Source organism: Johannesbaptistia floridana (genome assembly GCF_057440575.1).
The window spans coordinates 1-13,452 of record NZ_JALKVM010000222.1 but is presented as its reverse complement, the minus strand read 5'-3'; the positions used below and the strand labels follow the sequence as shown (position 1 = coordinate 13,452).

Sequence of the window (13,452 nt, the reverse complement as noted above, 5' to 3'; positions counted from 1 at the left end):
GGAGTACCGATGATCGTGGGGGCTTGCAAAAGCCTATAGTTGACCAGTCTTAGTTCTAATCAAACTACGTTTTATTTGCCATCACACCTACAAATACTTCGCCAGTTTGTAGCACTGTGGTTAACAGTTAAACATCTGTATTTGGGCTAAAGAAGTGCTGTTAACTCGACAAACTTTAAAAACATTGACGAGGCGACCTTTACCCTAGAAATAGGAGTTAAACTCATGCGAGTTTTTGTCTTAGATTCCACCAAAAAACCATTAAATCCTTAACATTAAAACTGCTAACCAAACAGTTCAAGGTATTAGCCACAAATACTGTAAACCTATTCACAAGGCGGATGGATATAACTATGCAACATAATAATGGTCCCTCATTTCCTCTCATCGCTAACCTGATGAGAGGTTTAGCGAAAGTCTCCATGAGGGCGGAAAGATGAAAATTGGTATTATTGGATTAGGTTTGATTGGCGGTTCTCTGGGATTAGATTTACGTCAAAGAGGTTATCAAGTATTTGGGGTTTCTCGTTCTAGCCAAACCTGTGAAATAGCAAAAGAAAAGGGAGTAGTAGATGAGGGGAGTGTAGATTTAGGAATATTAAAAGAAACAGAATTAATTTATATTGCTACACCTATAGGTGCCATCTCCCCAACCTTAGAAAAACTATTACCCTACTTAGCACCAGAAACAATTGTGACAGATGTAGGCTCCGTCAAGGAAGAAATTGTTAAAAGTTGTAGTGAGTTATGGCCTAATTTTGTGGGAGGACATCCCATGGCAGGGACTATTCAACAAGGAATAGAGGCGGCACAACTAAATTTGTTCGCCCAGGCACCCTACGTAATTACACCGATAAAAACAACTCCAACAGCAGCAAAAGAAAAAGTAGGGGCTATAGCCTCATCTCTTAACTCAAAAGTATACTATTGCACTCCAGAAAATCACGATCAAGCAGTAGCTTGGATTTCTCATCTGCCAGTGATGATTAGTGCCAATTTAATCACATCCTGTATTCAAGAAACAGATTCAGAAGTATTAGAATTAGCCCAAAAAATAGCTAGTTCAGGATTTCGCGATACCAGTAGAGTAGGAGGAGGTAACGTAGAATTAGGAGTAATGATGGCTCGTTATAATCGTTCTTCACTACTACGTTCTTTAAAACAGTATCGTGCTAATCTAGAACAACTGAGTGATTATCTAGAAACAGAAAATTGGTCAGAAATTACCAAGATTCTCCAGGAGACTCAACAGTCAAGACCTAATTTTACTAGTTAATTAGGAAAAAACTGGCAATCTTATGGCAAAAAAGTAAGAAAGTCTGGCAACTTAATAGCCAAATCTAGTGATATTTCCTAGTAAATAGTAGTAAATTGGACATTGTGTCTTTAACTTTGAAACAAGACGGACATCTCACGGTGCTGAGGACACCTCAGCACCCGTGTCCTCTACTTTGAAAAGTACGGACAAAAACTTTTATAATTAAATCAGGGAATAATGTAAATCAAATCATTAATGAAACGCAAACGAATTAACATTGTACTTAACTCCAATCAATCCGAAAAGTAGCCAATAGGTTAACCGTTTTATTACGAATTAGTTCGTTTTACTACGTTTTGCCCCTCACTCAAGAAGTATACAGTATAATCTTAGGATTTACTCGCTTAATTTTGATAATCAAAAATTATGGATTTATTGCGCTCCCTACCAATAGGGCTTTATTTAGAAAAACCAATTAGCTGGCTACACCGTCTTGATCCCCGAGTCAAGTTAATCTGGTTAATCAGTTTTTTACTATCTCCCCTATTAGCTAACGAGTTATGGCGAATTAGTTTAGTTGGATGGCTATTACTATTATTTTTGTTAACAGCCATACCTTGGAGAGTATTTCGCAAACAAGTAGGCTGGTTAATTATGGTAGTAATCTTAGTATTTTTGATTACTTTGATTAGTCCTGATGGTTTAGCTGTTCAAAGTCAACCTCGACTACCAGTGGAAGATATGGCGCTTTTTTCTCATAAATCCTATAACTACATCATTTTTGATCAAGAATTATTTTTTGACCGCCATTTGACAATTACCCAACGTTCTCTAAATTTAGCTATTCGCATTAGCACTCTTATTTTTACCTTAATTTTTAGTACTAATCTTTACTTGTTAACTACCGCACCAGAAGAAATCACTGCCGGATTAGAAGATTTAATGAAGCCTTTACGTTTTTTTAAGTTACCTGTTACGGAAATTATCTTGACTCTGACTCTATCTTTGCGCTTCATTCCTCTGGTAATGGAAGAGATTCAAAATTTAATTCGCTCAATTCGTACCCGGGCGATTAATTGGAAAAAATTGGGAATTCGTAATAGTATTAAATTATGGACTACTGTACTAGAAAAGTTGTTAGAAAACTTACTAACACGAGCAGAACAAATTGCAGTAGCGATGGAGATTAGAGGATTTACTACTCCTAATGAACATCGAGTGCGTTGGCATCATCTGCAAATACGCCTCAAGGATTGGATTGCCATATTATTATTAGGAGGTTTTTGGTGGCTGCGAATTGTTTGGGGACAAGTTTGACATCATAGGGGGAGACAAGGAGTTAGATTGTTGGGTTTCGTTCCTCAACCTCATCTCTTGCACTCCCAAAAAAGTACAGAAATTGACCAACAGGCGAGAATCAATTTTTAAGGGGTTAGGATCAATTCTTTTACTTCAAAACTTCAAGACTTCAAGACTTCAAGACTTCAAGATTCATCCCAACCTACGGGATCAAAGCTTTGGTTATGATAATAAACTTGCTTTTTAACAAACCTATATTATATTATAAAATTAAAATTGTAAACAAATATTAAGGTTTCTTTAATGTACTTATATTATGTCCTGGGGGCAATACTAGCCTTAACAATAGTAGGTATCATCATCTACCTACTCACTCCACGGAGTTACGAATCCTCTGACACAGTAGCCAATTCTTACGACAACTGGACACAAGATGGTATCTTAGAATTCTATTGGGGTGAACATATTCATCTAGGCCACTATGGTTCTCCACCACGCAAAAAAGACTTTTTAGAAGCTAAATCTGACTTTGTCCACGAGATGGTCAAATGGGGAGGCTTAGATAAGTTACCCAAAGGCACAACAGTGTTAGATGTGGGTTGTGGAATTGGTGGTAGTAGTCGAATCCTAGCTAAAGAGTATCAATTTGATGTCACAGGGGTCACTATTAGTCCTAAACAAGTACAACGCGCTCAAGAATTGACTCCTGAAGGGGTTACTGCTAAATTTCAGGTAGATGATGCCCTGAATCTATCCTTCCCTGATGATAGCTTTGATGTAGTTTGGTCAATAGAAGCTGGTCCTCACATGCCAGACAAGGCTAAATACGCTCAAGAAATGGTTAGAGTTTTAAAACCCGGTGGAACTTTGGTAGTAGCTGACTGGAATCAACGTGACGATCGCCAAAAACCTCTAAACTGGTGGGAAAGAATTGTCATGCGTCAACTCTTAGACCAATGGTCACACCCTGCTTTTTCTAGTATTGAAGGTTTTTCTGAGTTAATAGCTGAAACAGGAAAAATAGAGGGAGAAGTAGCCACGGCAGATTGGACCCAAGAAACTCTACCATCTTGGTTTGAATCAATCTGGCAAGGTATAGTCAGACCAAAAGGACTAATTATTTTTGGTTTCTCAGGATTCATCAAATCTCTTCGAGAAGTTCCCACTATGCTGTTAATGCGATTAGGATTTGGGAATGGTTTATGCCGCTTCGGTATGTTTCGCGCCATCAAAGCTAACTCACAACCTCAGTCATCAGATGTAGCTGAAGCTAATGCCGTGAAAGCTTAGTTTTTTATTTAAATTTGCCCCAATTTCGGGGCAAAATATTATTCTTCCATAAACATGTATTTGTGTGTAGCATATAGTATTGACTTTTGCACAACATCTATGCTATTTTGATATGAGAAAACTTTTAAATTTGAGAAGATATGAAAATCTTAGCAAAATATGCTCTAACTGCCCTAGCTCTGAGTAGCTTATTTCTTCCTAACTCTGCTAATTCTCAAGCCATTCAATTTGATGATGAAAACGCATCGGGCGGAACCCTATCGTACGACGGGGTGGGAGGTCCTTTAGAGGGCACAGATATTTTACTAGATACCATCTTGGGACTTAGCGTTCCTGTTAACGGAAATGATCCTCTAACTTGTGTGGGCTGTGTTTTGAATTTTGAAACAGGCCCAAACACTCTTGAGTCTGGTACCAACTATGAATTTAGTCCTGGGGGTTTTCTAAATATCACGGGATCAGCATTTACTACAGGTGGTACTCTTATTGCCAGCGGTACTTTACTACAAGGTGTATTTACAGAAGCAGTTACTGGTACTGCTCAAGAGATAATCCCTGGTATTGGAGTTGTCTTTTTTTCAGGAGATGGATCTGACACTAAAGATCCAGCAATTCCAGGATACTTCGGATTAAATGAAACAGATTTTACTTTTACAGAGGTAGTTATTGCATCTCCTGATGTTATGGTGGACAGTAACGGCGGATTTACATCAACCGTAAGTGATTTAACTTTTATTAATGCTACTTCTACTCCAGAACAAGGAGTTTCCCCTTTAGTTTTCTTAGGAGTACTTGCTTTGAGTACCGTTGGCTTAAAACTCAAGCAGAATAGCTAAAATCAAGTAAAATTGCTCTGACTGCAAAGGTAGATTCGATTCGTAATCTAGAAAAAAAGCAATTAAATGAGCCATTCCTATAGAGCTATGCTTTATAAACATCTTTCTTAACATAAAACTTGACAAAAACACCAACTTGTGTATAAGTGCTTTTTCAGATTTTGTTTAAGAAAATAATGTATAGTAATATACATTTTATCCACAACTTAAGTAATTTTACTTAAAACTCCTCTCCCTGCTCCCTGCTCCGGTGCTCCCTGCTATACAAGGGTTTCAGAGTTGCTTATAAAGGATAGCCTATAGAGGCGGCATTGCAATTTGGCAAATAGAGGAAAATTGAAAAAGTGTCAAAAATGGGGTCTCAAAAATCTACAAAAATTGACTTAAGAACCCTTTTTTTTGATTTTTTACTCAAGGCAAAATATTATTTTTCTATCTCTACTTCTTGTTGTAGCTTTTCTACTAACTCAATTTCTAGGGGGTTATTATTTGCCCATTCTTGACGCTGCTTTCTAATTTTAGCTAAATTATCCTCAATATTCTCTGGGGTTAACAACACTCCAAAATCCTCTGGTAATGTCTCCGATTGATAGTTGAACATTCTATCTAAGATTAAATTACCAATGTTGGGAGTATAGTGAGAATTGTCTGCATAGTTGTCCATATCCTCACTAATTTTTTCTGTGGTAACGCTGTTATAACCAGAAAAATCCCAAACAGGTACCATTTTAACCATTTCTCGCTTCCATTGTTCCCAGGTTGACCATTGGTTTGTAGCGCGAATAGCTTCCCATTGAGTTGCATGGGAAGGGGAAATAAATACTGTTAATTGAATATTATTTTCCTGACACAACTGAACTATTTTTTGAAAATCAGCTAAATATTCCTGAGAAAACTGATAATCTGAATGCAGTCTAAAATAGAGCTTAATACCTCCTTCAAATCGCCATTGAGAGGTACTACTATCTAAACTACGGTTAGGCATAAACCCATTTTCCCCATAACTCTCATCGCCATTAGGAGTATTTAAACTAGCTACAACTGTTTCTTGACTCGCAGTCAAAGTATCAAGAGAAAAAAGCGCATTAATCGCATCAGATACAACTATATGAGTTTTTTCTAATCTAGCTTCTGAGAAAGTAGGCTGATTATCAAGATTGGCATTGAACATAAAAAAGTCAACCCCAAGAATAATTTCTTGTACATCAGGTTGATTTTTAACAGCATGTTCTAAATACCGTAAAACTTCATAGGCATTAGGACCATTTATAGCTAAATTATAAGCTGATTCTTGATCTGCTAAATTCAGATGACTTGGATCTATACCTTGTTTAGTTCTCGAAGATCCGATAATAATCACTTTGGGTTTGATTCTGGTGATATCTACAGCTTTGAATAGGCGATCGCTATTATCTTTATTGGGTTTTTGATGATTTATGCCGAAAAAATTAGGCGTATTAAACACATCATAAGGATCTACTAACCAATTCAAGCCTGCCACTGACAATAGAGGCAGAGAAACAGCGATAAAAAAGCCAAAAGTATAGTTACTATATTTTCCAGATATAGACAACTTTTTTTTCAATTTCTTTGGTGTTGCAGTGATTCGAGAGATACTCATATTTTAAAATTGAAAATATAAAAATTCAGATACACGATTAAGAGATAACAAAGCTACCCCAGTTAGAATACCAATCCATGTTCCCCACCACCAATTAGGCCTCATATTCCTTAGAATTTCCTGTGTATTAGGTAATTGAGTCACAGAAAGGGTAAGAATAGCTAAAACTAAGAAGCTGAGGGTTTTACTTCCATATACTTGAGGTAAATATACCATATCTGTCCATCTTTGCAGTTGTATCCCAAAGTTAGTTAATACAGATAATTTACCTTGAGGTTCACCTGGGAGAACTATTCCCTTTAACCCTACCATAGCTTTAATTATTTCTACACCATCGGGTAAATTTTGTGCCCTAAATAATACCCAAGCCACAATTACAAAGAAAAAAGTAATTAACCAAGCGATAAAACCTGGTATTGGTTTTTTTAACTTGCGCCACAAATGATTGATTGATAAATAAATACCGTGTAACCCTCCCCAAATAATAAATGTCCATCCGGCGCCATGCCATAAACCACCTAATAGCATAGTAGTTAATAAATTAACATAACGTCTTATTTCTCCTTTGCGATTACCTCCTAAAGGTATATATAAATAGTCTCGCAGAAAGTTAGATAGGGTAATATGCCAACGCCGCCAAAAGTCAATAATTGAAGTTGCCTTATAGGGAGAATCAAAATTAACAGGCAGGTGAATATTAAACATTAACCCCAATCCAATCGCCATATCGCTATAACCAGAAAAGTCAAAATAAAGCTGAAAAGTATAAGCTAAGGCGCCTACCCAAGCTTCTATAAAAGTTACTTCTCCTGCATTATCAAAAACTATTCCTACCCAGGGTGAAACATTATCAGCGATTAAAACTTTTTTACATAGTCCCATGCTAAATAGTGTTATACCTAGAGCAAAGTTTTTCTGAGAAAATATATAGTGTCTAAGTTTATGAAATTGCGGTATCAGTTCATCATGGCGTAAAATTGGACCTGCAATTAGTTGGGGAAAATAAACGATAAATAAGCTATAGGTAAGTAAATCATAGTTATTTTTCTGGGTTTCCCCTCGATATACATCTACTAAATAAGCTATTTGAGTGAAGGTATAAAAGGATATTCCTAGGGGTAAAAACAATTCCCATAGGGGAAAATCTGTGCTCAATACCCCATTCATTGAAGCTACAAAAAAGTTACTATACTTATAGTAAGCAATTATCGCTAAATTGATTCCGATTCCTGTCCACAGTAAAATTTTAGCTGCTTTACTCTTGAGGGTAACCTTGGTAATTAAATTACCCATTTGATGGTTAAAGACGATAGAAATAAGTATCAACAAGACATAGGGAGGATTCCAATAGGCGTAAAAAAACAATGAACTCAGCGTTAACCAGAGTTTAGCTAATTTAATTAAACGAAATTTCCCTAAGATAAAAAATACTATTAAAGTTATCGGCAAAAATAGAAAGATAAAAACATAGGAGTTAAATAACATATTCTTATACTTCTGTTTTGTAAAAAGTTACGATTAAATATAACAAAAAATCTACCATAACATCTTTTTTATAAGAAGAGTGAAGTTAAATTCCTCTAACCTACATTATGTATCTTAGTCAATTATTGGTTCGCGATTAAAATAATCGCGAACTACTTTCCCATATATTGTTTATGATGTTACCTGGTGAGAGTCATCCCCGTTGAAAACTTTCAATACTACGCTCAAAAGTAGCCAACTCCCTCTGAAAAATTTCTTGACTAGCTGTGTAAGTAACTAACCAAAATTTCTCTTCATCTGGAATTACATAAATTAACTGTCTTAAATTATTATTTGCTTGAGCTAAACTTAGGGTAATTTTAACAGCATTGGGATAATTATTATTAAGAGAAACGTCTTCTGAAATGATGATTTGAGCTTCTTTTTCTAATTGATTTAGTAGAGGAGAAACATATTCTGAAAGAGTTTTAGGTGTATCTGAATCATTATCTACAGAGGTAATATTCACATTGGTGATGACTGGGTTAGACAAAGAAGTAGAATCAATGGCTAAGAGTGCGATCGCCGCGCCGCTTTGCTTGACTCTTTTTAGTCTTTCTCTAATATTATTAGAGACTGTTTCTTGTGGAGTAATAATTAAATCCTCCTCTGTATTGAGACTACCACCTTGATAAGTTTTTGGTAAGGATAAACTGATATCTTGGCCTTTGATTTCGTGCCATCCTTCAATTACTTGATTAGATATTTGATTAGAGATAATCTCAGCAGAATCAAAACTGTTTTGATTGCAACCACTTAACACTATCATACATATACAAGTAATGATAATTTTTTTGGATAGTCCTATACAAACTCTCATAAAGCTCTTGCTATTTAGCGTTGTTTAATTAAATTATAATATAGTAGATTGTTGGGTTTCGTATCCAAGGGCCCAACCTACCAGGTTGAAGCATCATCTTAATGGGCAATAGGCATTATTTTGGCGATCGCCCTTTTGAGTAATGAGTTTTGAAGTAATAAGTTTTGAAGTAAGAAATAATGAGTTTTGGAGTAATGTGAATTTAGTAGGGTGTGTTAGGGCGAAGCCCGTAACGCACCACATTATCTAGTTAACTTAGGAGAATGTGAAGCGTGCGAAGCCCGTAACGCACCGTCAGTTGAGTTTTGAAGTAACGAGTAAGAAGTAATGAGTTTTGAAGTAATGAGTAAGAAGTAATGAGTAATGAGTTAAAGAATTAATGCGATCGCGCTTCAAAATTGATTCTCGTCTGTTGGCCAATTTCTGTACTTTTTTAGAAAGAGGAAAGGTAGATTGTTGGGTTTCGTTGACTCAACCCAACCTACCAGGTTTAAGCATCATCTTGATGGGCAATAGGCATTATTTTGGCGATCGCCCTTTTGAGTAATGAGTAATGAGTCACTTTAGTAGGGTGTGTTAGGGCGGAGCCCGTAACGCACCACATCATGTAGTTAACTTAGGAGAATGTGAAGCGTGCGAAGCCCGTAACGCACCGTCAGTTGAGTTTTGAAGTAACGAGTAAGAAGTAATGAGTTTTGAAGTAATGAGTAAGAAGTAATGAGTAATGAGTTAAAGAATTAATGCGATCGCGCTTCAAAATTGATTCTCGTCTGTTGGCCAATTTCTGTACTTTTTTAGAAAGAGGAAAGGTAGATTGTTGGGTTTCGTATCCAAGGACCCAACCTACAAGTTTGAAGCATGATCTTTATGGGCAATATTTTGGCGATCGCCCTTTTGAGTAATGAGTTTTGAAGTAATAAGTTTTGAAGTAAGAAATAATGAGTTTTGGAGTAATGAGTTAAAGAATTAATGCGATCGCGCTTAAAAATTGATTCTCGTCTGTTGGCCAATTTCTGTACTTTTTTAGAAAGAGGAAAGTAGATTGTTGGGTTTCGTTGACTACGCAATTTACTACACACTCTTAGTAAAAAACCTACCCTTGTGGGGGTTGGAATAAGCCATCACAAATCGCTACTATTGCTAGAACTTCTTCTACGTGTACGCTTGGTTACATCTATTTTGGGACCTTGCTTTTCTGTAGATGAAGTTACTGATGATTTAGGTATAGGTTTAGCTGGAGGTTTTTTCACAACCTCTCCCAAATTTTTACCAGTTTTAATTACTAATTGTAGATTCTTCTGCAATTTTACCTGTAAATCCCAAAAATGCCCTTCTGTATTATTAGGCAAATTACCAAATAGTTTTAAAGTAAAAAAACTGTTTTTCTGAGATTGAGTAGAAGAATTACGTTGAACTCTCAATAAAATAAAACGCTGTTTGCGATTGATTTTAATAACTTCACCACGAATCGAAAAATAGCGATCTTCCCAAATATTTTGCTCTTCTTGTGTATCAGGTTGCCAAACTCCAACAATCTGTAGAGATAGTTCGCCTGTAGTTGATTTAGTGCGAGGATAGACGACCCAAAAATACTCTTGATTCAAATCTAAATTACTTTTAAGTAAACCTAGCGCCTTACCTAGTACAACAGTACGAATTGATTTTTTTTCACTATCTATAAGATAACCTTGGTGAATTTTTTCCTGAGAAGCTTGGTATTGAGCTTTAACTAAGCCGATCGCTCTATACTGTAAAGGATGACTAGGTTGAGGAATTGGTGGTTTTTGACTGGGTTGAAAAGAATTCATCGTATTTTTCAAAGATACCAGAGGCGATCGCGCTATGATTTTTCTAGTTTAGTTTAATATAACAATCTTACTCAATAGTTGCTTTTAGTAATAAATTATTGAGTTTCGTAAAATAAGAGCGTGATTACTCAAGTTATTTGACACAATGGGAAAACACGCCCCTATAGGAGAAATATATTTTATGAAACTAGCTTACTGGATGTATGCAGGTCCTGCCCATATTGGTACCTTACGCATTGCTAGTTCTTTTAAAAATGTCCATGCCATCATGCACGCACCCTTAGGTGATGATTATTTTAACGTGATGCGCTCAATGTTAGAAAGGGAAAAAGATTTTACCCCAGTAACCACTAGTATTGTAGACAGACATGTCCTGTCCCGTGGTTCTCAAGAAAGAGTAGTAGACAATATAGTCCGTAAAGATAGTGAAGAAAACCCAGATTTAATTGTTTTAACTCCTACTTGCACCTCAAGTATTCTTCAAGAAGATTTAGAAAACTTTGTAGAAAGAGCTACCATCGATTCAAAAGGGGATGTGATGTTAGCCGACGTTAACCACTACCGAGTTAACGAATTACAAGCCGCGGATCGCACTTTACAACAGATTGTAGAATTTTACCTCAAGAAAGCTACCAAACAGGGAGATTTACCCTCAGATAAAACCTCTAAACCATCGGTGAATATTATCGGGATGACTACTCTCGGTTTTCATAATCAGCACGATTGTAAGGAATTAAAACGCCTAATGGCGGATTTAGGTATAGAAGTAAATGCCGTGATACCTGAAGGCGCATCTGTAGGTAATCTCAAAAATTTAGTCCGCGCTTGGTTTAATTTAGTTCCCTATCGAGAAATTGGCTTAGCCACCGCCTCTTATCTCCAGGAAAATTATAATATGCCCTATGTAGATACAACTCCTATGGGAGTGATTGAAACAGCTAAGTGTATTAGAGAAATCCAAGCAGTTATCAATAATCAAGGGGGTAATGTAGATTATGAAAAGTTTATTGAGAATGAAAGCATTAATTCATCTCAAGCAGTTTGGTTTTCTCGTTCCATTGATTGTCAAAATTTAACCGGGAAAAAAGCCGTAGTTTTTGGCGATAATACTCATGCTGCCGCACTTACTAAAATTCTGGCCCGAGAAATGGGTATAGATGTGGTATTAGCTGGCACTTACTGTAAGTATGATGGTGATTGGTTCCAAGAACAAGTTCAAGACTATTGCCGCGAAGTCTTGATTAGTGATAGTAATGGAGAAATTGCTGATAAAATTGCTAGTTTAGAACCTGCGGCTATTTTTGGTACTCAGATGGAACGCCATGTAGGGAAACGTTTAAGTATTCCCTGTGGTGTGATTGCTGCACCTGTTCATATTCAAAACTTCTCTTTGGGTTATAAACCGTTTTTAGGCTACGAAGGTACTAATCAAATTGCTGATTTGGTTTATAATTCCTTTACTCTGGGTATGGAAGATCACTTGTTAGAGATTTTTGGGGGACATGATACTAAAGAAGTAATTCACAAGGGTATCTCCGCAGATTCAGATTTAAGCTGGAGTAAAGAAGCCCAAAACGAATTAAACAAAGTTCCTGGGTTTGTGCGAGGCAAAGTGAAACGCAATACAGAAAAGTTCGCTCGCGATCGCCAATTTACTGAAATCACTCTTGAAGTCATGTATGCTGCTAAAGAAGCGGTAGGCGCTTAATTACTCTGGCGAATATCCTATCCAAAGATTACTTTGACTCTAGCCTAGGCATTATGGTGTTTGACATCAAAATAAAGCTCTTTTCCCCCCTTTTTCAAGGGGGGTTAGGGGGGATCAAAATGTCCCTTGTCTACGTAGGGCTTGCTGAATAAATGTAAAACTTTTGCTAGATAAAGGCTTGAGCCCATTTTTATCAGAAAAAGTGCAAGGTTTTTTGATATATTATGCTAGAAAGAGTGCATTTTTTTCTTTAATTACTCGAAAATTCATAAATCATTATTACCTTCTGCCTCCTGCCTCTCTTGCCTCCTGCCTTTCTCCTCACCAAAACTTACTTTTTCAGCAGACCCTACGTAACGCTATAGCTTTGGATAGGATGCAATATTATTATTATTAAGAGTGTTGAAGCAATAAAGTGTGAGTTGTCCAAGTTGGACATCCACACCCGAAAAAATCATAATCCTCTGTCCAAATTGATGCGGATAAAGCTAAAGATAAAGCAACTGTTTCCCAATCATTAGGATCTCTTGGAATCCGTTTTCTAGCTTCTTCTTCAAAAGATTGATAAAAAGATAAAGGAATAGTAGTTATTTTCTGATCAATTAAATTCAAAGCTTTTTCCCACTGTAATTGCCCCAATTCTTCCGTTAAATCTGTTCTATTAACTATAATTTTTATTCGCTTTTTCAACTCATGCTGAACTTCATTTCTCATCTTTTGTGCTAGAAACAAATCTAAAAAATCTGAACTAATTAAATCTCTTCCTCGTTTTCTAAGAAGTTCAGAAATTAAGATATTTGTATCAACAACTAAACGCATGATTACTCTTTTGCATTTATAAGCATTGAAACATACTCATTTTCCGTTAAGCCCGTTTCAGCTAATACTTTTTCCATAATAGCATCTAGTTCTTCTTTGGCTTTGTTAACTTTTGTCTGGTCAATAGCAGGATAATAATAACCTACTAGTTTTTCGTTATGCTTAATAGAAATAGGTTCGATTTGGGTTAATAATTCTTCTTTTTTTAATTCATCAAATTTAATATTTTTCATAATAATTCAGAGATTTTTTTCAAAAACAGTTATTTGCATAGACAGAACGGATATATTAAAATTATAGTAGATTTTTTCGGAACTTTGAAACGTTAGTATTAGTAGGGTGTGTTAGGGCGAAGCCCGTAACGCACCTAGATGAGTTTTGAAGTAATAAGTAATGAGTAATGAGTAAGAAGGTAGTAACCTGTAGGTTGGGCCCTTGGTCACTACACCCAACAGGATAAAAGTAGTTG

Annotated in this window: 12 protein-coding genes; 6 read left to right on the top strand and 6 right to left on the bottom strand. The window is 36.2% G+C overall.

The window, feature by feature from the left end; translation table 11 throughout:
- Window positions 1–436 precede the first annotated feature (436 nt).
- From MW688_RS14530 to MW688_RS14515, 4 genes are all read left to right on the top strand, one after another.
- Window positions 437–1,276 (top strand): prephenate/arogenate dehydrogenase, encoded by an 840-nt coding sequence (locus tag MW688_RS14530; protein WP_486736732.1) that lies wholly within the window; start codon window positions 437–439, stop codon window positions 1,274–1,276.
- Window positions 1,277–1,684: 408 nt separating this feature from the next.
- Window positions 1,685–2,575, top strand: a complete 891-nt coding sequence (locus tag MW688_RS14525; protein ID WP_486736731.1) for an energy-coupling factor transporter transmembrane component T family protein — start codon at window positions 1,685–1,687, stop codon at window positions 2,573–2,575.
- A gap of 285 nt (window positions 2,576–2,860) precedes the next feature.
- Window positions 2,861–3,847 (top strand): methyltransferase domain-containing protein, encoded by a 987-nt coding sequence (locus tag MW688_RS14520; protein ID WP_486736730.1) that lies wholly within the window; start codon window positions 2,861–2,863, stop codon window positions 3,845–3,847.
- A gap of 140 nt (window positions 3,848–3,987) precedes the next feature.
- The gene (locus MW688_RS14515; RefSeq protein ID WP_486736729.1) at window positions 3,988–4,683 is read left to right on the top strand and encodes a hypothetical protein; all 696 of its coding nucleotides are present in this window, start codon (window positions 3,988–3,990) and stop codon (window positions 4,681–4,683) included.
- Window positions 4,684–5,107: 424 nt separating this feature from the next.
- Here MW688_RS14515 and MW688_RS14510 read toward each other — a convergent pair whose 3' ends face one another.
- From MW688_RS14510 to MW688_RS14500, 3 genes are all read right to left on the bottom strand, one after another.
- Entirely contained in the window at window positions 5,108–6,256 is a 1,149-nt protein-coding gene (locus tag MW688_RS14510) for a hypothetical protein (RefSeq protein WP_486736728.1), read from the bottom strand.
- Between the two features lie 51 nt (window positions 6,257–6,307).
- Entirely contained in the window at window positions 6,308–7,789 is a 1,482-nt protein-coding gene (locus tag MW688_RS14505; RefSeq protein ID WP_486736727.1) for an MBOAT family O-acyltransferase, read from the bottom strand.
- Window positions 7,790–7,982: 193 nt separating this feature from the next.
- Window positions 7,983–8,597: a hypothetical protein gene (locus MW688_RS14500; protein ID WP_486736726.1), complete on the bottom strand. Its 615-nt coding sequence runs from the start codon at window positions 8,595–8,597 to the stop codon at window positions 7,983–7,985.
- 430 nt (window positions 8,598–9,027) lie between these two features.
- On the opposite strand from MW688_RS14500, the gene MW688_RS14495 reads away from it, so the two are divergent.
- Window positions 9,028–9,195 (top strand): hypothetical protein, encoded by a 168-nt coding sequence (locus MW688_RS14495; protein WP_486736725.1) that lies wholly within the window; start codon window positions 9,028–9,030, stop codon window positions 9,193–9,195.
- Between the two features lie 574 nt (window positions 9,196–9,769).
- On the opposite strand, the gene MW688_RS14490 is transcribed toward MW688_RS14495, so the two are convergent.
- Complete coding sequence (locus tag MW688_RS14490; RefSeq protein ID WP_486736724.1) at window positions 9,770–10,456, bottom strand: hypothetical protein; 687 nt, start codon at window positions 10,454–10,456, stop codon at window positions 9,770–9,772.
- A gap of 181 nt (window positions 10,457–10,637) precedes the next feature.
- Between MW688_RS14490 and bchB the strand changes: the two genes are divergently transcribed.
- Entirely contained in the window at window positions 10,638–12,164 is a 1,527-nt protein-coding gene (gene bchB, locus MW688_RS14485) for a ferredoxin:protochlorophyllide reductase (ATP-dependent) subunit B (protein WP_486736723.1), read from the top strand.
- Window positions 12,165–12,557: 393 nt separating this feature from the next.
- Here bchB and MW688_RS14480 read toward each other — a convergent pair whose 3' ends face one another.
- Entirely contained in the window at window positions 12,558–12,983 is a 426-nt protein-coding gene (locus MW688_RS14480; RefSeq protein ID WP_486736722.1) for a putative toxin-antitoxin system toxin component, PIN family, read from the bottom strand.
- A gap of 2 nt (window positions 12,984–12,985) precedes the next feature.
- A complete protein-coding gene (locus tag MW688_RS14475; RefSeq protein ID WP_486736721.1) occupies window positions 12,986–13,216 on the bottom strand; it encodes a hypothetical protein in 231 nt (76 codons plus the stop codon).
- Window positions 13,217–13,452: the final 236 nt, after the last annotated feature.

Excerpts from the sequence above, each read along its gene's own strand:
- MW688_RS14530 (WP_486736732.1), top strand. The coding sequence starts at position 437 with ATGAAAATTGGTATTATTGGATTAGGTTTGATTGGCGGTTCTCTGGGA.
- MW688_RS14525 (WP_486736731.1), top strand. The coding sequence starts at position 1,685 with ATGGATTTATTGCGCTCCCTACCAATAGGGCTTTATTTAGAAAAACCA.
- MW688_RS14520 (WP_486736730.1), top strand. The coding sequence starts at position 2,861 with ATGTACTTATATTATGTCCTGGGGGCAATACTAGCCTTAACAATAGTA.
- MW688_RS14515 (WP_486736729.1), top strand. The coding sequence starts at position 3,988 with ATGAAAATCTTAGCAAAATATGCTCTAACTGCCCTAGCTCTGAGTAGC.
- MW688_RS14505 (WP_486736727.1), bottom strand. The coding sequence starts at position 7,789 with ATGTTATTTAACTCCTATGTTTTTATCTTTCTATTTTTGCCGATAACT.
- MW688_RS14500 (WP_486736726.1), bottom strand. The coding sequence starts at position 8,597 with ATGATAGTGTTAAGTGGTTGCAATCAAAACAGTTTTGATTCTGCTGAG.
- MW688_RS14495 (WP_486736725.1), top strand. The coding sequence starts at position 9,028 with ATGCGATCGCGCTTCAAAATTGATTCTCGTCTGTTGGCCAATTTCTGT.
- MW688_RS14490 (WP_486736724.1), bottom strand. The coding sequence starts at position 10,456 with ATGAATTCTTTTCAACCCAGTCAAAAACCACCAATTCCTCAACCTAGT.
- bchB (WP_486736723.1), top strand. The coding sequence starts at position 10,638 with ATGAAACTAGCTTACTGGATGTATGCAGGTCCTGCCCATATTGGTACC.
- MW688_RS14480 (WP_486736722.1), bottom strand. The coding sequence starts at position 12,983 with ATGCGTTTAGTTGTTGATACAAATATCTTAATTTCTGAACTTCTTAGA.
- MW688_RS14475 (WP_486736721.1), bottom strand. The coding sequence starts at position 13,216 with ATGAAAAATATTAAATTTGATGAATTAAAAAAAGAAGAATTATTAACC.